This window comes from Streptomyces cyaneus (genome assembly GCF_004028635.1).
Taxonomy (GTDB): Bacteria; Actinomycetota; Actinomycetes; order Streptomycetales; family Streptomycetaceae; genus Streptomyces; species Streptomyces cyaneus.
On the sequence record NZ_ML138678.1, the window covers coordinates 1,303,716 to 1,327,286 of the forward strand.

The following is a 23,571-nucleotide window of genomic DNA, read 5'->3' on the forward strand; positions in this document are numbered from 1 at the left end:
CTGCCCTTGGTTGCCGTAGGCCGCGAGCGCCTTTACTTGCCGTAGGCCGCGAACGCCTTCGAGAACGCGAACTTCTCCTGGAGGATCGAGCTGCATGTCGCGTCGGCGGCCGGCTTCTCGCCGCCCGCGCACTGCTTGTCGCGGGTCGCCGACCACATGGACAGCCAGCCGAGGCCCTTGGACTTGGCGAAGTTCACCAGCTGGGTGGCGTCGTCGACCTTGAAGATCTCCGTGGTGACGTCGTTGACGCCGATCATCGGGGTGACGGCGACCGTCTTCCAGGCCGCGCTGTCGGAGAGGCCGAGCACGCTCTTGACCTGGGCCTGGGTGGCGGTGGCCGCCTGCTCGGCATAGGTGCCCATGTCGCCGCTGTACGCGGGGCCGTAGTCCATCGCCATGATGTTGACCGTGTCGATCTTCACGCCGTTCTGCTTGGCGTTGGACAGGAGGTCGACGCCCGGCTGGGTCAGGCCCTCGGGCATGACGGGGAGGGTGAAGGAGACGTCCAGGTTCGGGTGCTGCTGCTGGAGCTTGGCTATCGCCTGGGCTCGGCGCGTGTTGGCCGCCGTGTCCGGCAGTGCGCCGCCCTCGACGTCGAAGTCGACCTTGGTCAGCTTGTACGCGTCCACGACCTTGCCGTACGCCGCCGCCAGCGCGTCCGCCGAGGAGCAGGTCGTCGCCAGCTCGCTGCCTGCCGCGCCGCCGAAGGAGACACGGACGTCGCCGCCCTTGGCACGCAGGTCACCGATCTGCGCGGCCACCGCGTCGCCGCCGAGGTCCGTGACCCCGCCCCACTTCGGGGTGCAGCCGCCGCCGTCGGTGATGAAGGCGAGGTTGTAGTTCTTCACGCCGGTCGCCTCGGCGCTCGCCGCCATGTCGAAGGCCGGGTAGAGGGAGGTGTCGATGTACGGGGCGAAGCCGGCGGTCGTTCCCGTGCCGGTGCCGGGGGTCTCCGACGGCGTGGCGGTGGGGGTCGCCGACTGGGTGGGAGTCGCGGTGGGCTTGGAGGTCGCGGTCGGGGTGGGGGTCGGCGTCGGCTTGGGCGGCTGGGTCGGGCGGCCGCTCGGCTCGGGTGTCGCGGTGTCGTCCGTGGAGCACTTCGCGTCGTCGATCAGACAGCTCGCCGGGGCGCCCGTGCCGTTGACCACGAAGCCGACCGTCACCGACTCACCGGCCGCCAGCCCGTCCGTGTCCCACTTCGGCGGCGTCACGGTGACATGCTGCCCGCGCACGCTCGACTCGGCGTTCCACAGGGAGCTCAGCTTCGAGCCCGACGGCAGGTCGAACTCCAGCGTCCAGTCCTTCTTCGTCTGCCCGCTGTTGTTCGTGACGACGTACTGCGCGGTGTAACCCGTCGACCAGTCACTGGTCTTCGTGTACGCCGCCCCGATCCCGGCCGCCTGGGCCGTACCGGTGAACACGATGGCGCCACCGCCGACCGCGGCCGCGGCAACGAGACCGCCGATCGCCTTGTACCTGCCGCTGATCCTGCGCCGGTGGGTGCTCATCGCGTGTCTGCCTTTGCTGTTCGGGGGTGGGGTGCGGCAGCACGCTAGCGACCTCGAATCGGGCAAAGCGCCTGATCCGGGCGGCTGTTGGGGACCTTAGGGTGCGCTTAAGGAAGGGATCGGGGACGGTTAAAGGTAGAGACCAATTTGCCGGGCCGGCGTCTGCGGACCGACCCCCGATGACCGCGGCGCACGGGTGCCCGCGCGTCCAGCTGGATCCAGATCCGCACCTCGGTCCCACCCAGCACCGACGACCCGATCCGCACGTCCCCGCCCGTCGACTCCGCGAGGCGCCGCACGATGTCGAGCCCGAGCCCGGTCGAGCCGGCGCTGCCCGAACCCCGCCCGCGCGCCATCGCCGCCACGGGGTCGGAAATGCCGGGCCCGGCGTCCGAGACGAGCACGATCACCGCGTCCTCGCCGTTGTGCACGTCGACCGCGAAGGCCGTGCCCTCGGGGGTGTGCCGGAAGACGTTGCCGAGCAGGGCGTCCAGCGCGGCCGCCAGATCCGCCCGGGCCACGGGTATGCGCACCGGACGGTCCACGCCGGCCACCCGCACCTTGCGGTCCTCGTCCTCCGCCAGCGCCGACCAGAACGCCATGCGCTCGCGCACCACCTCGGCCGCGTCGCATCCCGCGCCGGGACCGGCCGCCACCGTCTGCGGCTTGGCCTCCCGGGCCGTACGGATGATGGTGTCGACCTCGCGCTCCAGCTGGGCCACGGCAGTCCGGGTCTGCTCGGCGGCCGGACCGTCTCCGAGCGAGGCCGCGTTCAGCCGCAGCACGGTCAGCGGCGTGCGCAGGCGGTGGGACAGGTCGGCCGCCAACTCGCGCTCGTTCGCCAGCAGTTGTACGACCTGGTCGGCCATCGAGTTGAACGCGACCGCCGCCAGCCGCAGTTCGTTCGGCCCCTCCTCCGGCACCCGGGCGCCCAGCTTGCCCTCCCCCAGTTCGTGCGCGCCCTCGACCAGGCGCTGCGCGGGCCGCACCATCCGTACGCCCAGCCGGTCGGCGACCGCGACCGACCCGACGATCAGCGCGATGCCGACCCCGGCGAGCACCGCCCAGGCCGTGGTGAGGCCGTTGGTGACCTCGGAGTCGGGGACGTACACCTCGACGACGGCGATCTCGCCGGAGCTCAGCGCGACCGGCTGGAGCAGCGTGGACCCGCCCGGCACCTCGCTGGTCGAGGCGCGGCCCAGCCGCCGTACGGTCGCGATGTCGTCGGCGGCGGCGCGCTGCCGGCCGAGGTCCACGGCGGCCGTGTCACCTGAGGCCGTGTCACCGGAGGCCGGTATGTGCACGGCCATGCCCGCGTCCGACCCGGCCGAGGCGACGACCCGCTCCAGCTGGTCCCGGTCGGTGGTGATGGACAGCGCCGGGGCGACGGCCGCGGCCTCCCGCTCGGCGTTGGAGAAGGCGCGGTCGCGGGCCATCTCCCGGATGACGAGTCCGAGCGGGACGGCGAAGGCGACCACGACCATGGTGGTGACCGCCAGACAGACCTTGACCAGTGCCCACCTCATAGCGGCGGCTCCCCAACGGGTGGTTCCAGCTTCACGCCGACGCCCCGCAGGGTGTGCAGATAGCGCGGACTCGCGGCCGTTTCGCCCAGTTTGCGGCGCAGCCAGGACAGATGGACGTCGATGGTCTGGTCGTCGCCGTACGACTGCTGCCACACCTCGGCGAGCAGTTCCTTGCGCGGGACGACGACCCCCGGCCGCCCGGCCAGGAAAGCGAGCAGGTCGAACTCGCGGCGGGTGAGGTCCAGGTTCACGCCGTCCAACTCGGCCTGGCGGCGCAGTGGATCGACGGTCAGGCCGCCGACGCGGAGCACGCTCGACGGGGCGGCCTCCGCGCTGCCCGACCGGGCCCGGCGCAGGACGGCGGCCATCCGGGCCGACAGGTGCTCGACCGAGAACGGCTTGGTCAGATAGTCGTCCGCCCCGGCGTTCAGCAGCCGGACGATCTCCGCCTCGTCGTCCCGTGCCGTGGCGATGATCACCGGCACGTCCGTGATGCCGCGCAGCATCTTCAGAGCCTCGGAGCCGTCCAGGTCGGGCAGTCCGAGGTCCAGGATCACCACGTCGAAGCGGAAATGGGCGACCTCGCGCAGCGCCTCCAGTGCCGTACCGACGCTGCGCACCGTGTGGGCGGCGTCGGTCAGGTGCCGGATGAGCGCCGAGCGTACGAACTGGTCGTCCTCGACCACGAGCACACTTGCCATGCGCCGCACCGTACGCCATGCGAGCGAGCCCGGTCCGGGCCTGTGGACAACTCACCGCTTGTGGACAACCGCACCCCTGTGGGCAACTCCACCCCGGCGCACAACCGCGCGACACGCCTGGGACGCGTGCGGCAGTATGGCCCGCGATGCGCAGAGGACTCGTACACGTACTGGCTTGGTCGCTCGCCACGGGCGCGGCGGTCACGCTGTCGTGGTGGGGTGTCCACACGGTGATGGCGGGCACGGTGTACGACCGGCCGCGTGCCCTGCCCATCACGGCGGCCGACGCGACGACCCAGGGGTCGAAGCCACTGGCGTCGTCGACGAACCGGCCGACCCCGTCGAAGGGCCCCTCGGACCCCTCGACCCCCTCGCCGAAGCCGACCGGGCCCCCCAGCACGCCGCCCCCCTCGAAGGCTCCGCCGAAGAGCACCAGCCCGTCTCCCACCACGTCCGGGCAGGTCAAGAGCTACGACACCGACGGCGGCCGCGTGGTCTTCGACATCGGCGAGACCTCCGCGACCCTCGTCTCCGCCACCCCGGGCGCGGGCTGGTCGATGCAGGTGTGGAAGACGGAGACGTGGATCCGGGTGGAGTTCGGCTCGGGCGCGGACCGGGTCTCGGTGTTCTGCACGTGGCACGACGGGCCGCCGCGGGTGGAGATCGGGAACTACTGACGTCCCTTGAGCCGGTGCCGGGTCCCGACTCACCTGAAGACGGACGCCGGTGGCGCCGGTGAGGCCACCGCCGCCGCGTCCGTCACCGGTACGGCACCACCCGTGAAGTCGGTGAGGGACCTGCCGTGTTCGACCCGGCCCGGGTGTGGGTCGGACGCGGCGCGGCGGGTCAGTTCGGCGACCGGGAGCGGCAGGTCGGCGGCGACGAGGACCGCGTTGCCGAAGCGCTTGCCGCGCAGCACGGTCGGGTCGGCGACCAGTGCCAGCTCGGCGAACCGGGCGGCAGCGGTGGCGATCTGGCCGCGCAGATGCGCGAGCGGCGGCCCGTCGGCGAGGTTGGCGGCGTACCAGCCACCGGGTTTCAGCGCCCGGCGGACCTCGTCGAGGAACTCGGCGGAGGTGAGGTGGGCCGGGGTGCGGGCCCCGCTGAAGACGTCGGCGATGACGAGGTCGGCCCAGCCGTCGGGCACCTTGGTGAGCCCTTCGCGCGCATCGACGGACCGCACCCGGATGCGGGCGTTCCGGTCCAACGGCAGCTCTCGGCGAACCAGTTGGACCAGGGCCGCGTCGCGCTCGACGACCTGCTGGGTGGAGCGGGGACGGGTGGCGGCGACGTAGCGGGCGAGGGTGAGGGCGCCTCCGCCCAGGTGCACGGCCTGTACGGGTTTGCCGGGTGGGGCGACGAGGTCGATGACGTGCCCGAGGCGGCGCTGGTACTCGAAGGAGAGGTAGCCGGGGTCGTCGAGATCCACGTGCGACTGCGGGGCTCCGTCGATCAGCAGCGTCCAGGCCCGCGCGCGGTCCCGGTCGGGTATGAGCTCGGCGAGCCCGCCGTCGACGGTCTCGACGACGGAGGCGACGGCCGCGCCGGAGCGCCGGGGGTTCCTGGACTTTCCCACGAGGCCATTATCAGGGGGTACGGGCACTCCCACCCGCTGTCGAGCCGTGCCGTGCGGCAGCGCACCGGCGACCGCACGTCACCGACAGTTGTCGGCCGCCTCGATCAACCGCGCCGCCTCTCCCAGCGCCGCCCGCAGCACTGCGGGATCGGTCGCCAGGTCCGCCTCCCCGGGCGGCAGGAGCCAGTCCGAGCCCTCGACCGGCGGCTCGGGGTTCAGGTTCAGGCTGAGCCCCCGGCCGTCGGTCTCCGTACAGGTGCTGCCCGGCACGTCCCAGGCGGCCGCCGTGCCGGGCGGGACCACGAAGCCCAGCGTGTCGCCACCGTCGTCGTGCAGCACGGGCCCCACCCCGTCGCCGGCGCCCCGCCGCAGGATGTCGACCGCCTCCAGGCCCTGCCGCGCCGGAACGGTGACCACGTCGCAGCCCACCTCCGGCGGCTCGCTGAACTCTGCTGTCGGCGCATGCCCCGCCGTCGTCGATGGCGTCCGAGGAACGACGCTCTGGCTGGTCTCCATCTCGACCTCCACCACGGAACCCCTTTTGCAGTCCGAAGAGTTCAACGCGGCGCGATGGCAACGGCTACGGCGGAAGTCAGCCGCAAAGGATGGCAGTTCATGGCAGATCACGTATGAGATATCCGGTTTGTAGCTAAACACTGCGTGGCGACTCCGCTACAGCAGGTACGTTCTTGCCCGCCGGAGACAAGGGCACCACACGGATATTCGGTTCAACTCGTCCTCGTTCCGGCATGGTTCGACGGTTCGCACGAGAGGACCCGGCCATGGCGTCGTCAGAGCTGACCTCGTCCCAGTACCCCAGGCCCCCGCGGCCGAATCTCGCGTTCCGGCAGTTGCGTGGACAGCGCTCGCCGGCCGAGTTCGCCGCGGTGGTACGACGGGCCGCCCGCGAGATCGGTGAGCGGGTCAGCTGTGACGCGCGTTACGTCGGACGGGTCGAGGCCGGCGAGATTCGCTGCCCCAACTATGCGTACGAACGGGTGTTCCTGCACATGTTCCCCGGCCGCACGCTCACCGACCTCGGCTTTGCGCCCCGCTCGTCCGTACGCGGGCGCCGGGCGCACACCGACGAGGACGCGCCCCTCGTACACACCACGAGCCCGGCGCACACCCCGAGTGAGACGTGGGGGGCCGACGAGCCGTATGTCCCACGAGACCCGCAGGACCCGTACGAGCCGTACGGCGCACAGCAGAACCACGAGAACGACGAGATCCACGAGGAGAGCGACGTGCTGCGTCGCGCATTCATGACCGGCGGGGGCGCCACGGTGGCCGCCGCCTCGCTGGGCCCCCTGGGGCTCACCTTCGACGCCGCGGCCGCGGCGCGTCCCGTCAGACGTGTCGGGGGGCACGAGGCGGAGGCGCTCGAGGAAGCCGTACGCCGCATCCGGCTGCTCGACGACCGGCACGGCGCCGACGGCCTCTACCGGCGCGCGGCCGCCCCGCTGCGTGCCGCCTACGCGCTGCTCGACGCCGGTACGACCCGGCAGGCGACCGGCGAGCGGCTCCACTCGGGCGCGGGTGAGCTGGCCATCTCGGTGGGGTGGCTGGCGCACGACTCGGGGCGCTTCGACGACGCGCGCTCGCACTACGCGGAGGCGTTGGCGACCGCCCGGATGGCGGGCGACCCGGCGCTGGAGGCGCACGCCTTCTGCAACACGTCGTTCCTCGCGCGCGACGCGGGCCGGCCCCGCGAGGCGGTCCGGGCGGCGCAGGCCGCGCAACGCGTCGCGCGTCCCCTGGGGTCCCCCCGCCTGATGTCCCTGCTCGCGCTGCGCGAGGCGGGCGGCTGGGCGGGGCTCGCCGACCGCACCGGATGCGAACAGGCCCTCGCCCGCGCGGTGGCGTTCTACGAGCGGGGCCACTCGGACGCGGACCCCGAGTGGATGACCTTCTACGGCGAGGCCGAACTGGAGGCCCTGGAGGCGCAGTGCTGGTCGACGCTGGGCAACTGGCGGCGGGCGGCGCGGCACGCCGGGCGGGCGGCCCAGCTCCAGGATCCGCACTTCACCCGCAACATCGCGCTGTACACGGCGGAACTGGCGGACGACCTGGCTCGCGGGGGCCTTCCCGACGAGGCCGCCGCGGCCGGGATGCGGGTGCTGGACCTGCTGGACCAGGTGCAGTCGTCGCGGGTGCAGACGATGCTGGCGGGAACGGCACGGGTGCTGCTGCCGCACCGTCGGGCGAGCGGGGTGTCGGCGTTCCTGGAGAGGCACGCGAGCGTGCCTCGCACGGCGTAGTCGGCGGCGGCATCCTGCCGACAGCGACGCCGGGCGACCGTTACGCCGCCAGGTGCCCCAGGTCGTTCCAGCTCTCGATCGCCGGCTCCCCGTAGGCCCATCCCAGCACCGACAGCGACGTGGGATTGAGCCGGATCCGTGCCGCGAAGTCGAGCGGCAGGCCCAGCCAGCGCGCGCCTATGGAGCGGAGTATGTGCCCGTGTGCGAACACCAGCACGTCCCGGTCCGCCTCGCGCGCCCACGTCACCACCTCGTCGGCCCGGGCGGTCACCTCGGACAGGCTCTCGCCCTCGGGCACGCCGTCGCGCCAGATGAGCCAGCCGGGCCGTACGGCCTGGATGTCCGCCGGGGTCATGCCCTCGTACGCGCCGTAGTCCCACTCCATGAGCGTGTCCCAGGTACGCGCGCGGTCGCCGAAGCCGGCGAGTTCGCACGTCTCACGCGCGCGTGACAGCGGGCTGGTGCGGACCTCGATCCCGGCCAGCCCGTCCAGCGGCGGCCGGTGCAGGCGTTCGCCCAGCAGCTTCGCGCCCCTGCGACCCTCCTCAAGAAGCGGCACATCGGTCCTGCCCGTGTGCTTGCCGGCCAGCGACCATGCCGTCTGTCCGTGCCGGGCCAGCAGGATGCGCGGTGCCATCGAAGGGACCTTCCGGGAGAAACGAGAGGCGGAACCGGTCCATCATCGCGCACGCTGTGTGCGGGCAACCCGGGGGGCGATCTCTGCGTCTTGAGGGCCGGGGTGCCCGAAGGGGGCGCACGCGTACACCGTAAAGTGGTTCGACCGGTCCACCGGGCGCCGCGACGAGAAGGGGGAGGCGATCGGATGCCGCACGCCGAGACAGCTGGCGTGGAGGCGACGCCGCGGACCCGCCTGCGATGGTGGACCGAGCTGCCGCTGATACTGCTGGTCTACGCCTGCTATTCGGCCGGCCGGCTCCTCGCCCGGGGCGATGTCAGCAGCGCCGTCGACCACGGCCTCGCGATCCTGGACATCGAAAAGGCCCTGCACCTCAACGCGGAGCACCCCCTCAACCGCCTCTTCACCCGCGAGCCCTGGATCGGCGTCCCGGCCGACTTCTGGTACGCGTCCCTGCACTACCTGGTCACGCCCGTGCTCCTGGTCTGGCTCTTCCGCTCGCGCACCGTGCACTACCGCGCGGCCCGCACCTGGCTGATGACGTCGACCTTCATAGGCCTGATCGGCTTCACCCTGCTGCCCACCTGCCCGCCCCGGCTGCTCGCCGAGAGCTACGGCTTCGTGGACACGATGGCCCAGTACAGCTCCTACGGCTGGTGGGGCGGCGAGGCGAGCGCGCCCCGGGGCATGGGCGGCATGACGAACCAGTACGCGGCCATGCCGAGTCTGCACGTCGGCTGGGCGCTGTGGTGCGGGGTGATGCTGTGGCGGTACGGCGGGACGCGCCTCACGAAGGTGGCGGCCGTCGCCTACCCCCTGATCACCACGATCGTCGTGATGGGCACCGCCAACCACTACTTCCTCGACGCGGCCGCGGGCGCCGCGGTGATGGGTGTCGGGCTGCTGCTGGCGCCGTACGTCCTGCGGACCGCGGACCGGGTCAGGGCGCGGTTCGGGGCGGAGGTCGCGCCGGTCGCCACGGCCTCCCGCGACGCGGTCGCGACGGGCGCGACGGGCTCGGGCGACACCGTCCCGGTGGGCTCCGGCGGCTCCGTCCCCGTCGGCTCTGGTGACGCATCTTCCTCAATTGTCAGTGGCGGATGCCAGACTTCCGCGGGTGAGCGAATTCCACGGCAGCGCGAGTCCCGGGTCGCAACCGGAGCCGAGCCGAGTGCCTCTCCCCAGGACGCGGGGGACGGCGCTCCGGCACCGGCTCGCTGAGCTGCGCGGTCCCGACGTACCGGCCAAGGCGCTGGACGCGCGCGCCCTGGCCGCCCTCGCCGCCAACCCGGGCTGCAAGCGGCGCGCGATCCTGGACGGTGCCGGGGTGAACAAGGCGGCGCTGGCGGGCGCGCTGGGCTCGCCGTCGGTGTTCGGGCAGTCGCAGTTCGCCTTCACCCGCGGGAACGCCTTCGAGGCCAAGGTCAAGGCGGACGGCGGCGCGGAGCTGCTGCGGCTGGTGCACGAGAAGCTGGACCGCACCGCCGAACCGCCCGCCCACGCGCACGTGCCCGAGCTCACCGCGACCGGCCCCGAGGGCCGCACGGCCCGTACGGCACTGGCGCTGCGGGAGGCCACCGAGGCGAGCGGCGAGTGGACGCTGCTCGACCATCCGATGCTCGCGCTGGACGTCGCCGGCTCCCCGGCCTTCCTGGAGCCGGACGCGGTGGTCGTGCACCCGGACAGCAGCTGGACGGTCGTGGAGATCAAGTCGTTCCCGATGCTGGACGGTTCGGCGGACCCGGCGAAGGTGGGCGCGGCCGCGCGGCAGTCGGCGGTGTACGTGCTGGCACTGGAGCAGATCGCCGCCCGGCTCGGCTCGGGACCGGAGGGGGGCGCCACCCCCGCCCCGCGCGTGCGCCATCGCGTCCTCCTGGTCTGCCCCAAGGACTTCTCCAACCTCCCCACCGCCTCCGCCGTCGACGTCCGTAAGCAGCGCGCGGTGACCGCCCGCCAGCTGGCCCGTCTCACCCGCATCGAGGACATCGCCGACACGCTCCCCGCCGGCACCTGCTTCTCCCCCGACCTGCCCACCGCCGACCTGACGGCAGCCGTCGAGTCGGTCCCGGCGACGTACGCGCCCGAGTGCCTGTCCGCCTGCGAACTGGCCTTCCACTGCCGCGCCCGCTCCCGTGCGTCCGGCGCGGTGACGTCGCTGGGCCGTTCGGTGCGGGCCGAGCTGGGCGGCCTGACGACGGTCGAGGACGTCCTGTCGGCGGCCCGGGGCGAGACCGGCGACCCGGACGACCCGGCGGTGGCCGCTCTGCGCAGGGCGGCGCGGCTGCGTGCGGAAGCCCTCGGCACGGAGGCGGTGGCCCCGTGTCACTGATCGCCACCCTCGCCCGCCTCGAGGCCGTCAGCACCGGCCGCGCCCAGCCGGCCGCCACCGTCCGCCACCGGCGCCTGTCCGAGCGGCCCCTGGTCTTCGTGCCCCTCACCACCGCCGGTGAGGCCGGCGCCCCGCTCGGCGCGCTGGTCGGCACGGACCGGGACGCCCCGCACCTGCTGGTCGTGCCGCAGCCGCGCGACCGGGACCTCAGGTTCGCGTTCCTGTCCGAGCTGGCGGACATCGTCCTGCCGTACATCGACACCTACGCCGATGACGTCGAGGCCGCCGAGCGCAACGAGACCGATCCGGAGACCGGCAAGCGGGTCAAGGTCGAGGTCGAGCTGTGCGCGGACGCCCCGCAGCTCATCGTGCCGAGCCGCGCGGGCATCGACTTCGTAAGGCTCCTGGGCCGCTCCATGCGCTTCAGGCGTACGGCGGAGCAGGACCCCGAGGCCCCCTACCCCGCGCCCCCGCGCGTGCCGCTGCTCGGCCGCTGGCTGACCCACTTCGGCGAGCGGGCCCGCGTGCCCGGCTCCTCGCTGCTGCTGGCCATGACGGACGTACTGTCCCGGCACTGGGCGACCGGCCAGTCCACCCTGGAGGACCAGCATCTCGGCGCGCTGCTGGCCTGGATCGCGCCGCCGGAGGGTGAGACGGGCGCCGAGGCGGCACTGCGGGCGGAACTCGCGCGTGACCGGGAGGGGCAGTTGCTGTGCCCGCCGGCCGGCCCCGCCACCGACCCGGCGTTCGACAACAAGCTGCTCGCCCCCGCCATCGAGCGCTACGACCGGGCCCGCACCGCCCTCGCCGCTGCCGAGGACGGGCTGGAGGCCGACGACCGGCTCGGCGACCTCACCGCCGCCGAGCGGGAGATCCGCGCCCTCGTCGAGAGCCGGACCCGGCCCACCTGGGACGCGGTGTGGCGCGGCCTGGAGCTGCTGCGGGAGTTGCCCGAGGCCGGGCGGGTCGAGGAGCGGTGGACCCGCGACCGCTGGTCCTTCACCGGCCACCGCGACCGCGTCGTGGCCGGCGAGCCCCCGCAGCCGCGCCGGGACGACGCGGTCACCGCTGCCAACAAGCTCGCCGCGCGCGAGCGCGAACAGGCCCGGCTGGAGGCCCAGGAGGCGCTCGACGACCCGCTGGTGATGGCGGGGCGGCGGCTGGCCGGGGAGGCCTTCGCGGGCGAGGTCACCGAGGTCGTCATGGCGTACAGCGAGGGCAAGCGGCCGAGCCCGCGCCCACTGGTCACCGTCCGCACGGACGACCGGCCGCATCTGGGCGAGCGGGCCAAGGTGTTCCGGTCGCTGGGCGGGAAGCCACAGGCGGCGGAGTTCGTCGGGTACGAGGGGGAGCTGGAGGACGGCGGCGCGCTGGTCGTGCTGCGCGCGCTCGACAAGATGGGCCGCGGCAAGGAACCGGAGGAGGGGTCCGTGCCGGAGAAGGGCGACCTGATCTGCTTCACGACGTTCGAGCACGAGCAGCGGGGCGGGGCCAAGCTGCCCGACCCCGAGCAGACACCGTGGACGCACGGCGGGCCGCCCGGGGAGCAGGAGTCCGAGACCGCCGATCCCCTGACCGCGGAGGACGTGCTGTGACCAGCGCCTTCGATCCGGGCGCCGCGGCCACCCGTGCCACCGACGCGATCCTCCGCGACACCCTGCACGGCACCGCGCGCGGTGTCGTCGTCGACTCCCCACCCGGCGCCGGCAAGTCCACGCTCGTCGTCCGGGCGGCCCTGGAACTCGCCGACGCCGGACGCCCGCTGATGGTGGTCGCGCAGACCAACGCCCAGGTGGACGACCTGGTGCTGAGGCTCGCCGAGAAGAACCCCGAGCTGCCGGTGGGCCGCCTGCACAGCAGCGACGCCGACCCGTACGACAAGGCGCTGGACGACCTGCCGAACGTACGCAAGTCGGCGAAGGCAGGTGACCTGACCGGCCTCTCGGTCGTGATCTCCACGGCGGCCAAGTGGGCGCACGTCAAGGTCGACGAGCCCTGGCGGCATGCGATCGTCGACGAGGCGTACCAGATGCGCTCGGACTCGCTGCTCGCCGTGGCGGGGCTGTTCGAGCGGGCGCTTTTCGTGGGCGACCCGGGCCAGCTGGACCCGTTCGCGATCGTGGGCAGCGAGCAGTGGGCGGGCCTGTCGTACGACCCGTCGGCGTCCGCCGTGACCACCCTCCTCGCCCACAACCCCGAGCTGCCGCAACACCGCCTGCCGGTGTCCTGGCGGCTCCCGGCCTCCGCCGCGCCCCTCGTGTCCGACGCCTTCTACCCCTACACCCCCTTCCGCAGCGGCACCGGCCACGACGACCGTCGGCTCGCCTTCGCGGTCCCGTCGGACGGCTCGGGGCCGGACCGGGTGATCGACGAGGCGGCCGAGGCGGGCTGGGGCCTGCTGGAGCTGCCCGCCCGGCACACGCCGCGCACCGACCCCGAGGCGGTACGGGCGGTGGCGACGGTCGTACGACGCCTCCTGGACCGTGGCGGCGCGGCCACGTCGGAGCGCTCGCCCGATCCCGCGCCCCTCACCGCCGACCGGATCGCGGTCGGCACGGCCCACCGGGACCAGGCGGCGGCGGTCCGGGCGGCACTGGCAGAGCTGGGCGTGACAGACGTCACCGTCGACACGGCGAACCGTCTCCAGGGCCGCGAGTACGACGTCACGGTCGTCCTCCACCCCCTCTCCGGCCGCCCCGACGCCACCGCCTTCCACCTGGAGACGGGCCGCCTGTGCGTCCTCGCCTCCCGCCACCGGCACGCCTGCATCGTGGTGTGCCGGGCCGGGGTGAGCGAGCTGCTGGACGACTATCCGTCGACGGAGCCGGTGCAACTGGGGACGCTGGTGAAGTTTCCCGACGGCTGGGAGGCGAATCACGCGGTGTTGGCGCGGCTCGCGGAGCATCGGGTGGCGTGGCGGCCTAGCTGACGGCAGCCCGCCTGACCTGTCCCGACGCCCACTTGCGCGGGCGCGGGACAATGGACGGTGGACCGGTCCGCTGGGGGGGTGCCCGGTTGCGGGGGTTGGTCGCCGGGGAGCAATCAGATCGGTGACGTACCAGATCGGTGATGTAAGAGAAGGAGAAAACATGGCGGAGCCCACGCCGCGTCGGAACGAACCGCGGCTACGCCCCGCGCCCTTGCTCTTCGAGCCCGCGGAGGTGGCCGCCGACCCGGAGCACTTCTTCGACCTGGAGTCGATCGACGACCCGCGGGCGCTGCTGGCGCGGGCGACCGAGCTGACGCAGGCGTTCCGGGCGGCGACGGACCGTGCGGTGGAGTTCCAGGCCATGGCGGCGGCCCAGCTGGCGGACCCCCGGCGGTTCGACCGGCTGACGCCCGCCGACATCGCCGCGCAGGCCGAGTGGACCGAGGACTACGCCAAGAAGATGGTCGAGTTCGGCAGGGATCTCATGCGGGGGGTCGAGGGGCCCAGGCACGTCGACCCGGTGTGACCGACACGGCCCGACGTGGCTCGTCGCGGCCCGACGTGGGTGCCCCACGGGCATATGCCAGGCGGGCAAGATACGCCCTGGCACCCCACCCTGTCCCGATTTCCGGGAACTCTCGGGAACGGCGCGCTCACCGTCGGTAGATGTATCTGCCATGAGCAGCACACGCAACGCCCCGTCCTCCCCCGCCTCCCTCACCGCGGACGGCGCCGCCTGGCTCGCCTCCGCAGAACCGTATCCGCGCAGCACCCGGGCGCTCTGGGACGAGCACCCTGAGGCCCCCGTGGTCCTGGCCTGCGGCCATGTCTTCGACATCGTGAGCGCGCCCGCGATCTTCGGGCGCCGGATGGTCGACCAGCTGTGGGAGGAGGGGCCCGGATCGGGACCGGTGGCGATGTTCCGGGGCCGGATGCTGGTGTTCGCCGCGCCCGGCACGGCCCAGCGGCTGCCGTCGCTGCTGCGGTGGGAGGAGTTCGGCCGCGCGGGCGACGTCCCGCCGCTGCTGTGCCACGGCACGGGAGACGCGGTGACCGTTCCGGCCCGGTCCGGCACCGCCGCCCCGTCGGGGTCCCGCTGGCTGGTCGCCCCGGACACCCGTAATCCCTGGCTGCCCGGCCCCGAGGTACTCCTCTGGGCGGCCGTGCGGGCGGCTCGCGCGGCCGTTCGGATATCGATTTTTCCCCACGCCGACCAGGATGCTAAGGTCTACGACGTCAGCAGGCGCCGCTAGCTCAGTTGGTTAGAGCAGCTGACTCTTAATCAGCGGGTCCGGGGTTCGAGTCCCTGGCGGCGCACAGACAGTAAAAGCCCCTCGCGGAAGCGAGGGGCTTTTCGCGTGCGCCCCGGCGTACCGTTTCGCCCCGGCGCACCGCCCGGCCGCCACGCACCCCCAGCCCCGGCGCGAGCGTTACCCGAACCCGGCGCAGGCGCTACCCGACCGCCGTGATCTTCACCGTCCACGCCCCCGAGGCGGTACGCCCCTCCACCTCCACCCGCACACCGTCCCCGGGCACCGTGAAGCTCTCACCGAGCCCGACCGGCGCGTCCGCGAGCGGCGGATACACGGACTCCTCCCAGCAGGCCTCGCTGCGCGGGTGGGCGTCGATCACCTCGACCGGCCCACCCCCGGACTCGGCCCGGCTGCGCACCCGGTACACCAGCACACCCTGCCGACAGGTCTGCACATCGTTGCCCACCGGCCCGCGCACCTCGAAGGCGAGGGCGCTTTCGGGGCCGGTGCGCACGACCGCGAGCTTGGTGCCGTTACCCAGCCCGAAGCCCGGCACGGCACCGACGGCGCCGACCCCGCCGTACGCCCCGGAGGCACTCGACGCACCGGACAGCCAGCGCGCCCCCGCCGCACCAGCCGCACCCGTCTGGACAGGCGTGCCCCCCGGCCCCACGGACAGCGGCTCCAGCGTCAGCCGCGTACCCCGGGTTCCCTTCCCCCGCACGCACACCACCTGCCGCGGCTCCAGCCACCCCAGCTTCCACTTGTGCCAGCCGAACAGGTCCGGTGCCATTCCGAACTGGCTGCCCATCAGGTCCCAGTCGCCGACGTAGGTGTCCCAGTCGCCCTTGCCGTCCGCCGGGCGGTGGTACAGGTCCGGCAGGTCGAAGACGTGGCCGGTCTCGTGCGCGAGGACCAGCCGGTCCGGCGGATGGTTCTCGAACACCGTGACGACGCGCCGGATGTCCGTGCCGTCGGCCCGCAGCGGGGCGTCCAGGTTGACGACCTTCGTGGCGTCCGAGTCGACGCCGGGCGCGTCCGGGTCGGCGACGAAGTAGACGACGTCGTAGCGGGAGAAGTCCACCTTCCGGTCCGCCGCGGCGAGCGCGTCGCGCAGATAGGCGGCCCGGTCGGCGACGCGCCAGTCGCGCTGTATGGCGTACGCCGTGGACGGCTTCGGCATCCGGATCCAGTGCCGCAGCGGATGCGGGCGCAGGGTGAATCTGCCGTAGGAGGCGCGTTCGAAGAAGCGGGTGGTGGCCGGAAAGTGGTCGGCCGTCAGTTCGGCGGGTGTCGTCCGCGGGACCGAGTCCGGGAAGGAGAGGAACACCATGACCGCGTCGAGTTTGCGGGCCGGGCGCGGATAGGAGGCGTTCCAGGTGTCCAGGCCCTCGGAGTGGTGGGCGTCGGTGCGCGTCAGGGCGCAGGGCGTCGTGTCGAACGGTTCGGCGACCGAGGGGCCGGCCACCAGGGACGTCGCGGTGAGTGCCGACATCGTGGTGAACAGTGCGGCGGTGCTGCGCAGTCGGGGCCACTCCCACAACCGGCTCATCCCAGGGAGCAGGGGGAACTGACGCGGCACGTCGACCTCCGGGAGCGGTTCACGGGACACCGCACCCAGCCTCAGTCAGATTGTCGTACTACGCCCTGTTTGCCTGCACCGGATGGGTGAGAGGGCCGAGGGGTCGTCAGAACCAACACCCCCGAATCGCTCACGGAACGTCACAATCGGTCGGGGGCCCGAAGAAGCCGTCCAGGTGCGGGCAGAAACGATCTGTCAGAAGGTCGGGTCACATGGGAACACTGAACAGTGGCTGGAAGGGCCCGGGACCAGCCTCTATGATCGGCACACTTTCCTGACACTTTCCTGCACGGACACGGCCTGGCGGCCGACCGCCCCCCGGCCGGCCATTCCGATGAGACCCATCCGAGATCGAGTGCACTGCGGGAGCGAGCGGTGAGCGGAACGTCCGAAGGGCCGACGCCTACGGCAGACCTCATCCAGCCGGCCGTCACAGAGAGCAACGTACAGCCATCCCCCCGTACCGGGGCGCCGCCTCTGGTACCCCCCTACTCCTCCGCCTTCTCGGCCGCACCCCTGGCGATGGCCGTGGTCGACCGCGAGGGCTTTGTCACCGACACCAACCCCGCCTTCGCCGACCTGCTCGGTAAGGCTCCCGGGGAGCTGGCCGGCTGCGTCGCCGCCGATCTGGTGGACCTCACCTCCGACGCCCGCGCCTGGCACGCCTACCGCGAGGTGCTGCGCGGCCGCCAGGCCCAACTGCGCTGCACCCGCCGCCTCAAGCACCCGGACGGACACTCCCTGTGGGTCCAGGTCACGGTCGCGCCCCTGCCCGCCGAGGAGCCGGGCGGCGTCCTGCTCTCCGTCGCCGACATCAGCGCCCACCGCGAACTCCAGGCGAAGCTGCGGCACTTGCAGATGCACGACCCGGTGACCCGGCTGCCCAACCGCACGCTGTTCTTCGAGCGGCTGTCGGCGGCGCTGGAGGCGGAGTCGTACGACGAGAACGGCACGACCGGCCGAATCGGCCTGTGCTACCTGGACCTTGACGGCTTCAAGGCGATCAACGACACCCTCGGCCACCGTGTCGGTGACAGCCTGCTGGCCGCGGTTGCCGAACGGCTCACGCGCTGCGCGGAGGAGGCGGGGCAGACCAGGTCGATCCCGCCCCTGGTCGCCCGGCTCGGCGGTGACGAATTCGCCCTGCTCGTCGAGGACTCGACGGGCACCGAGCAACTCGCCGACCTCGCCGAGTCGGTCCTGGAAGCCCTGCGGACCCCCTTCGACCTCTCCGGCCGACGCCTGTCGGTGGCCGCCTCGATCGGCGTGGTGGAACGCCAGGCGGCCGGCACCACACCCACCGCCCTGATGCAGGCCGCCGACACCACGCTGTACTGGGCGAAGGCCGACGGCAAGGACCGCTGGACGCTCTTCGACCCCGAACGCAATGCCCACCGCATGACCCGCCAGGCCCTCGCCTCCACCCTCCGCCCGGCCATCGACCGCGGTGAATTCGCCCTGGAGTACCAGCCGTTGGTGAGCATGGAGGACGGCCTGCTGCGCGGCGTCGAGGCGCTTGTCCGCTGGAAACATCCTCAGTTCGGCGTACTGGCGCCGAATCGGTTCATCGGACTGGCCGAGGAGGACGGCTCGATCGTGCCGCTCGGCCGCTGGATCCTGGCGACCGCCTGCCGCCAGGCCCGCGACTGGCAGTTGACGCACCCCGACGAGCCGCCGATCTTCGTGAGCGTGAACGTGGCCGTACGCCAGGTCTGGGACTCCGACCTGGTCGCCGATGTGGCGCGGATCCTCGAGGAGACGGAACTCGCCCCGCACCTGCTCCAGTTGGAGCTCACCGAATCGGCGGTGATGGGTTCGGCGGGCAGACCGCTCCAGGCCCTCCAGGCGCTCAGCGACATGGGCGTACGCATCGCCATCGACGACTTCGGCACCGGCTACTCCAACCTGGCCTACCTCAGCCGCCTGCCGGTCTCGGTCCTGAAGCTGGACGGCTCCTTCGTACGGGGCTTCCAGTACGAGAGCGACAACAGCACCGCCGTTCCGCCGAACCCCGCCGACGAGGTCGTGGTCGAGGCGATGATCCAGCTCGCCCACCGGCTGGGGCTGACGGTCACCGCGGAGTGCGTGGAGACCCTGGCCCAGGCCTCGCGCCTGCGCCGGATCGGCTGCGACACCGGCCAGGGGTGGCTGTACTCACGGCCGGTGTCGCCGGATCGTATCTCCGAGTTGCTGGGGGTGCGGGTGTGAGGATCGGCTGGGTGTACAGGGCGAGGATCAGGAGGCCTTGGGCAACCCGTAGGCGTCCGCGATGAGTTCGTACGAGCGCAGGCGTATGTCCATGCCGGGCGCGTTGCTCGTGATCATCAGCTCGTCGGCACCGGTGCGCTTCTGGAGGTCGTCCAGGCCGGCGCGGACCTCGTCGGGGGTGCCGTGGACGACGTTGGCGTTCCAGGAGTCGGCGAACTCGCGCTCCAGCGGGGTGAATTCATAAGCCTCGGCCTCCTCGGGGGTGGGGATGAGGCCGGGGCGGCCGGTGCGCAGGCGGATCATGCTGAGGGCGCCGGCCTTGACCTGGCGGCGGGCCTCCTTCTCCTCGTCGGTGGCGAGGGCGGAGACGCCGATGAGGGCGTACGGGCGGTCGAGCACGGCGGACGGCTGGAACGACTCCCGGTACAGGTCCAGGGCCGGGATGGTGTTCCGCGCCGAGAAGTGGTGCGCGAAGGCGAAGGGCAGGCCGAGGACGGCGGCGAGGCGGGCGCTGAAGCCGGAGGAGCCGAGCAGCCAGATCGGCGGGCGGTGCGGGGACTGCACACCGCCGGGTGACGTCGCCTGGACCGGGCCGGGAACGGCGTGGATACGGCGGTAGGGGTGGCCGTCCGGGAAGTCGTCGTCGAGGAACCGGGTGAGCTCGGCGAGCTGCTCGGGGAAGTCGTCGGCGCCCTCGCTCAGGTGATCGGTGCGGCGGAGGGCCGCTGCGGTGGCGCCGTCCGTGCCGGGGGCGCGGCCGAGGCCGAGGTCGATGCGGCCGGGGGCCATGGCCTCCAGCGTGCCGAACTGCTCCGCGATGACGAGCGGGGCGTGGTTGGGGAGCATCACGCCGCCGGAGCCGAGGCGGATGCGGTCGGTGTGGGCGGCGATGTGGGCGAGGATCACGGCCGGGGACGAGGAGGCCACGCCGGGCATGGAGTGGTGTTCGGCGACCCAGTAGCGGTGGAAGCCGCGGGACTCCGCGAGGCGGGAGAGGTCGACGCTGGTGCGCAGCGCGTCGGTGGCGGTGCGGCCGGAGCTGACTGTGACCAGGTCCAGTACGGAGAGGGGGACGGGGGCGGTGCCGTGGGTGGTGCCCCGGATCTCTTCGGACTGGGTTTCGTCTGCAGCCACGGGTGGTGCCTCCTGTTGCGGTGCTGTGAGCTGTCCTGCCCGGCGTTAACAGGAGGGTGTCTCCGGTTATTCCCCAAGAGGCGGCACCGCCTGAGGGCCACGGCCTTGTCGATGAGGCCGTCCGCGTCCGCGCTTCGGTATCGGGTGAAGTTGTCGTCACCGATCGACGCCGAATGGAAGAGCGGATGGAGAAAGTTGCGCGGAGCCGGCAGACAGGCCGAACTCAGGACATTGATGCGTTTCAGCTCCGACGGTGGTGAAACCTGCCGGGCCAGCACGAAACTGGCGGATCGGTACTGCGGCCGAATGAATGCGGATACGGCGAAGGCGATCACCAACGGCAACGCCTTCGAGGGCCGATCTCGACATCCGAGACAACCAGGGTCAGGATGGTCAAGCTTCCTCGACGCGCACGAGCACACCGTTCTCGTCACGCCGGTACCGGCGGCGGGCATTCTTCTCGATCTTGAGTCCGACCTCGTGGTCGAGATCGATGCCGTTCATCTCCGCCAGCGCAACCAAGTACAGGAGCACGTCGGCCAGTTCCTCCCCCAGCTCGGGACAACGCGTGCGCCAGGCAGTGAAGGCTTCGCCCACCTCCGCGCTCAACAGGCCGAACTCCAGCGGGACATCAGTAGTGTTGAAGCCTTTGTCGAGCTTGTTGCGCCATGCGAGCTGCTGGGCCGTACGGATGTCCAAGGCTCCTCCGAGGGCGGGCGCCGACCATACCTCGCAGCCTAACGGGAGACCCCTGGTGACCGATGACACGCGACCCCGCGACCTGGGCACGGAACCTTCACAGCAGGCAAATGCTGGACCAACTGTCCCCACACTCCTTAGAGTTCTCAGCCGTGACCAGGCCGAACGCGCGTAGCAATTTTGCTCGCGTCGGGGCCGACGATCTTGGGGGGATGAGGGACCGCTGCTGCCGACAGCCCGATCGTTCGACCGCTCTCATGTGACGGGTCCCCAGCCCGCAGTTCACCACGCAGACCGAGGAGCCATGCATACCCAGGGCACCAGAAGCTTCAGCAGTCTGCGGACAGCACTCACCTCGGGCGAATCGACCGTCGAGGAGGCGGTCGATTCGGCTCTGTCCCGGCTGGCGGCCGTAGAAGCCCTCAATGCCGTGCGCCATACACGGATCGACGAGGTGCGGCGGGAGGCCGCGGAGGCGGACCGGGTCATCGCGCAGGAGGGCGAAAGGGCATGGCGCACAAGGCCATTGCTCGGGTTACCACTGACCGTGAAGGAACTGACTGCCGTTGCCGGTCTGCCCTACAGCCGGGGCAGCGACGGGCCGGCCGGCATCGCGCAGCAGGACGCGCCGGCGGTACGCCGGCTCCGCGACGCCGGTGCTCTCGTCCTCGGCTCCACCACGTCCCCCACTGGCGGATGGTGCGGAGCGGGTCTCAACGGAACGAGGCCGCCGACGACCAACCCCTGGAACGGCCACTTGACTGCGGGCGGCTCAAGTGGCGGTGCCGCCGCGGCGGTTGCGACGGGGTTCGGCCTCGCGGCAACGGGCACGGACGGCGCGGGTTCCGTGCGGATACCCGCCTCGTTCTGCGGAGTGGTGGGGTACAAGCCGACATACGGGCTCGTCCCCTATGCGCCACTGAGTTCGGAAGGGCTCTCGCACATCGGGACCCTGGCGAACACCGTGGCTGACGCCGCCGCTCTGCTGCGTGTCATGGCGGGCCCCGACTCCGCCGATCCGGCGAGCCTGGGAGTGCCTGCCTTCGGAGCCGCGGACGTCGCCGACGACGGCGAGCCCCTTCGGATCGCCTGGGCCACGACGCTGGGAACGCCGTCCCCCGATCCCGCCGTGGCCACGGTGTGCCGCACGGCGGTCGAGCGGCTCGCGGCCCGCGGTCACCTCGTCGAGGAGATCGATCCGCCCGCCCCCGACGGCTACGGTTCGCTCGCGACGATCCTCGCCACCGCGGAGGCGCGTTCGGCCGCCCCGCAGGACGACGACCGGCTGCACCCGGTGCACCGGGAGGTGGTGCGCTGGGGGCGCGGCCTGAGCGGCATCGATCTCGCCGCGGCCATCGAGGAACGCGCTCGCCTCTGCGTAGCCTACGACGCACTGCTCGACACGTTCGACGTCCTCGTCACCCCGACCGTACCGGTGCTGCCGTTCGACTCCGGCCTGCCGGCCCCCGCCGAGTACCTGGCGCGCGGCTCGACGCAGTGGCTCGCCTGGACGCCGAACACCTACACGTTCAATCTGTCCGGCCAGCCGGCCGTGACGGTCCCCGTGGGCCGCTCGGCCACCGGGCTGCCGATCGGACTGCAGATCGCGGCAGGACGACACCGGGATCGCAAAGCCCTGCGCATCGCCTCCGAGGTGCACGGAGCCGCTGCGGACCAGTTCGCGTCGCTTCCCCCACAGACACCCGAGGTTGGAGCAAGCTTTGGCCATTGACGGTTCTCGCATCCCCTCCACCGGCCGACCCGGATTCGTCGCACGCCACGCGCAGTGGACGGACCGTCAAAAGGACGAGGCAGAAAGGCTGTTGGCTGCCAAGGCCGACTTCGACTTCGTCCGCGTCGGGTTCGCCGATCCGCACGGGCTGCTGCGTACGAAGGTGCTGACCCCGCAGACCTTCCGCGGCGCGCTCCTGAACGGGCTCGACATGAGTCCGGGCCCCTTGATCTTCGACAGTGGCCACGCCCTGCCCAACGACATCTTCGCAGCCGGCGCCGGGCTGGGGTTCCAGGAGCTCACCGGAGCGGGAGACTTCGTCGTCGTCCCCGACCCACTGACCCTGCGGGTGAGCCAGGTCGACGGGATACGCACCGCGGTGATGCTGGGCGACGAGTACACCAGGTCCGGCGATCCGCACCCGCTCTCCTCGCGAGGAGTCCTCAAGCGGCTGCTGGCCCGCGCCGCGCAGAAGGAGCTGTACCCCGTCATCGGGCTCGAGCTCGAGTGGTACCTGCTGCGTCTCGTGGATCCCCTGGACCGCGGCGGCATCGGCGGCTTCGGCGTCCAGGGCCGGGCGCCGAGGGTCGAGACGGTCAACGGGGGGTACCAGTTCAACTCGGATCTGCTGATCACGGACCTGCTCCCGTTGCTCGCGCCACTCGGTCGGCACCTGGCGGAGGACCTCCGGCTGCCCTTGCGCACGATGGAGCACGAGTCCGGCCCGGGGCAGATCGAGTTCACCTTCGACCCGCTGAGCGCGCTCGAAGCCGCCGACGGCGTTCTCCTGGCCCGATCCGCGCTCAAGCAGGCCACCCTGCGCAGCGGGCACCTGGCCTCGTTCATGGCCGTCCCCGGCTTCGCCGGAGCCGACCCGAGCGGTTGGCATCTCCACCAGTCGCTGGCCGACGCCGCGGGCGACAACCTGTTCGTGTCGGACTCCACGCAGGTCCTCTCCGACCTCGGGCTGGCCTATGTCACCGGGCTCATCGAGCACGGTGCCGAGACCACCGCTCTCGCGATACCTACGGTCAACGGCTACCGCCGGCTGGATCCTGTGAACTCCCTCTCGCCGGACCGGCTCGTGTGGAGTCACGAGAACCGTGGTGCCATGATCCGAGTGCTGGGTGGCCCGCACGACACGGCGTCGCACGTGGAGAACCGGATCGGCGAACCCGCCGCGAACCCCTATCTCTACCTCGCGTCCCAGATCGCGGCGGGACTCGCGGGAGTCGAGCAGGGCAGGGCCACCGCGCCCACGCTCCACCCGCACGACGCCGCGGCGGCCCCTCTCCCGGTCGACCTGGGCGAGGCGCTCACCGCCGTACGGCAGAGCACGCTCGTGTCCGAACTCCTCGGCGAGACCCTGCTGAAGAACTTCGTGGCCCTGAAGTCCAGCGAGTGGGAGCGCTACACCAAGTGGGCCGCTGACCGCAGCCAGGAAACGGCCGGCGTCACGGAGTGGGAGAACAGCGAATACCTGATGGTGTACTGAC

General features: G+C 72.0%; 20 protein-coding genes and 1 tRNA gene. 12 read left to right on the forward strand and 9 right to left on the reverse strand.

Annotated features, from left to right (window positions below; all coding sequences use genetic code 11):
- Positions 1-32: 32 nt before the first annotated feature.
- The 3 genes from EHO50_RS05785 to EHO50_RS05795 form a co-directional block, all read right to left on the reverse strand.
- Positions 33-1,508, reverse strand: coding sequence for a glycoside hydrolase family 18 protein (locus tag EHO50_RS05785; protein ID WP_128428671.1), 1,476 nt, complete (start codon positions 1,506-1,508; stop codon positions 33-35).
- Positions 1,509-1,615: 107 nt separating this feature from the next.
- Positions 1,616-3,034: a HAMP domain-containing sensor histidine kinase gene (locus EHO50_RS05790; RefSeq protein WP_128428672.1), complete on the reverse strand. Its 1,419-nt coding sequence runs from the start codon at positions 3,032-3,034 to the stop codon at positions 1,616-1,618.
- Positions 3,031-3,735 carry a response regulator transcription factor gene (locus EHO50_RS05795; protein ID WP_164904756.1) on the reverse strand — a complete coding sequence of 235 codons (705 nt, stop codon included), beginning with the start codon at positions 3,733-3,735 and terminating at the stop codon, positions 3,031-3,033. Before EHO50_RS05795 ends, EHO50_RS05790 begins: the two co-directional genes overlap by 4 nt.
- A 146-nt stretch (positions 3,736-3,881) precedes the next feature.
- Here EHO50_RS05795 and EHO50_RS05800 point away from each other — a divergent pair, with 146 nt between their 5' ends.
- Entirely contained in the window at positions 3,882-4,412 is a 531-nt protein-coding gene (locus EHO50_RS05800; protein WP_128428674.1) for a hypothetical protein, read from the forward strand.
- 29 nt (positions 4,413-4,441) lie between these two features.
- On the opposite strand, the gene EHO50_RS05805 is transcribed toward EHO50_RS05800, so the two are convergent.
- Both EHO50_RS05805 and EHO50_RS05810 read right to left on the reverse strand, forming a co-directional pair.
- Complete coding sequence (locus EHO50_RS05805) at positions 4,442-5,311, reverse strand: spermidine synthase (RefSeq protein ID WP_128428675.1); 870 nt, start codon at positions 5,309-5,311, stop codon at positions 4,442-4,444.
- Positions 5,312-5,389: 78 nt separating this feature from the next.
- The gene (locus EHO50_RS05810) at positions 5,390-5,827 is read right to left on the reverse strand and encodes a hypothetical protein (protein WP_246101054.1); all 438 of its coding nucleotides are present in this window, start codon (positions 5,825-5,827) and stop codon (positions 5,390-5,392) included.
- A 266-nt stretch (positions 5,828-6,093) separates the two neighbouring features.
- On the opposite strand from EHO50_RS05810, the gene EHO50_RS05815 reads away from it, so the two are divergent.
- A complete protein-coding gene (locus EHO50_RS05815; RefSeq protein ID WP_128428676.1) occupies positions 6,094-7,572 on the forward strand; it encodes an NsdA family TPR-like regulatory protein in 1,479 nt (492 codons plus the stop codon).
- A gap of 40 nt (positions 7,573-7,612) precedes the next feature.
- On the opposite strand, the gene EHO50_RS05820 is transcribed toward EHO50_RS05815, so the two are convergent.
- Positions 7,613-8,209: a histidine phosphatase family protein gene (locus EHO50_RS05820; RefSeq protein ID WP_128428677.1), complete on the reverse strand. Its 597-nt coding sequence runs from the start codon at positions 8,207-8,209 to the stop codon at positions 7,613-7,615.
- Between the two features lie 186 nt (positions 8,210-8,395).
- Between EHO50_RS05820 and EHO50_RS05825 the strand changes: the two genes are divergently transcribed.
- The 7 genes from EHO50_RS05825 to EHO50_RS05855 all read left to right on the forward strand — a co-directional run bounded on the left by EHO50_RS05825 (position 8,396) and on the right by EHO50_RS05855 (position 14,784).
- The gene (locus EHO50_RS05825; RefSeq protein WP_128428678.1) at positions 8,396-9,430 is read left to right on the forward strand and encodes a phosphatase PAP2 family protein; all 1,035 of its coding nucleotides are present in this window, start codon (positions 8,396-8,398) and stop codon (positions 9,428-9,430) included.
- The gene (locus tag EHO50_RS05830) at positions 9,381-10,538 is read left to right on the forward strand and encodes a hypothetical protein (RefSeq protein ID WP_128428679.1); all 1,158 of its coding nucleotides are present in this window, start codon (positions 9,381-9,383) and stop codon (positions 10,536-10,538) included. Before EHO50_RS05825 ends, EHO50_RS05830 begins: the two co-directional genes overlap by 50 nt.
- Positions 10,529-12,133, forward strand: a complete 1,605-nt coding sequence (locus EHO50_RS05835) for a hypothetical protein (RefSeq protein WP_128428680.1) — start codon at positions 10,529-10,531, stop codon at positions 12,131-12,133. Before EHO50_RS05830 ends, EHO50_RS05835 begins: the two co-directional genes overlap by 10 nt.
- Positions 12,130-13,467, forward strand: coding sequence for an AAA domain-containing protein (locus EHO50_RS05840; RefSeq protein WP_128428681.1), 1,338 nt, complete (start codon positions 12,130-12,132; stop codon positions 13,465-13,467). Before EHO50_RS05835 ends, EHO50_RS05840 begins: the two co-directional genes overlap by 4 nt.
- A gap of 160 nt (positions 13,468-13,627) precedes the next feature.
- Complete coding sequence (locus EHO50_RS05845) at positions 13,628-13,993, forward strand: hypothetical protein (RefSeq protein WP_128428682.1); 366 nt, start codon at positions 13,628-13,630, stop codon at positions 13,991-13,993.
- A gap of 151 nt (positions 13,994-14,144) precedes the next feature.
- On the forward strand, positions 14,145-14,720 hold the full coding sequence (locus EHO50_RS05850) for a bifunctional DNA primase/polymerase (protein WP_128428683.1): 576 nt from the start codon (positions 14,145-14,147) through the stop codon (positions 14,718-14,720).
- Positions 14,711-14,784, forward strand: a tRNA-Lys gene (locus EHO50_RS05855). The genes EHO50_RS05850 and EHO50_RS05855 overlap by 10 nt, the downstream gene beginning before the upstream one ends.
- Positions 14,785-14,919: 135 nt before the next feature.
- Here the strand turns inward: EHO50_RS05855 and EHO50_RS05860 are convergent.
- Positions 14,920-16,332, reverse strand: a complete 1,413-nt coding sequence (locus EHO50_RS05860; RefSeq protein ID WP_164904757.1) for a M6 family metalloprotease domain-containing protein — start codon at positions 16,330-16,332, stop codon at positions 14,920-14,922.
- 345 nt (positions 16,333-16,677) lie between these two features.
- On the opposite strand from EHO50_RS05860, the gene EHO50_RS05865 reads away from it, so the two are divergent.
- The gene (locus tag EHO50_RS05865) at positions 16,678-18,510 is read left to right on the forward strand and encodes a putative bifunctional diguanylate cyclase/phosphodiesterase (RefSeq protein ID WP_128428685.1); all 1,833 of its coding nucleotides are present in this window, start codon (positions 16,678-16,680) and stop codon (positions 18,508-18,510) included.
- Between the two features lie 27 nt (positions 18,511-18,537).
- Here EHO50_RS05865 and EHO50_RS05870 read toward each other — a convergent pair whose 3' ends face one another.
- Positions 18,538-19,644, reverse strand: a complete 1,107-nt coding sequence (locus tag EHO50_RS05870) for an LLM class flavin-dependent oxidoreductase (RefSeq protein ID WP_128428686.1) — start codon at positions 19,642-19,644, stop codon at positions 18,538-18,540.
- 393 nt (positions 19,645-20,037) lie between these two features.
- A complete protein-coding gene (locus EHO50_RS05875; protein ID WP_128428687.1) occupies positions 20,038-20,343 on the reverse strand; it encodes a MazG nucleotide pyrophosphohydrolase domain-containing protein in 306 nt (101 codons plus the stop codon).
- A gap of 304 nt (positions 20,344-20,647) precedes the next feature.
- Here EHO50_RS05875 and EHO50_RS05880 point away from each other — a divergent pair, with 304 nt between their 5' ends.
- Together EHO50_RS05880 and EHO50_RS05885 are read left to right on the forward strand one after the other, a co-directional pair.
- Complete coding sequence (locus EHO50_RS05880; RefSeq protein WP_128428688.1) at positions 20,648-22,075, forward strand: amidase; 1,428 nt, start codon at positions 20,648-20,650, stop codon at positions 22,073-22,075.
- Between the two features lie 91 nt (positions 22,076-22,166).
- Entirely contained in the window at positions 22,167-23,570 is a 1,404-nt protein-coding gene (locus EHO50_RS05885) for a type I glutamate--ammonia ligase (RefSeq protein WP_128428689.1), read from the forward strand.
- Position 23,571: the final 1 nt, after the last annotated feature.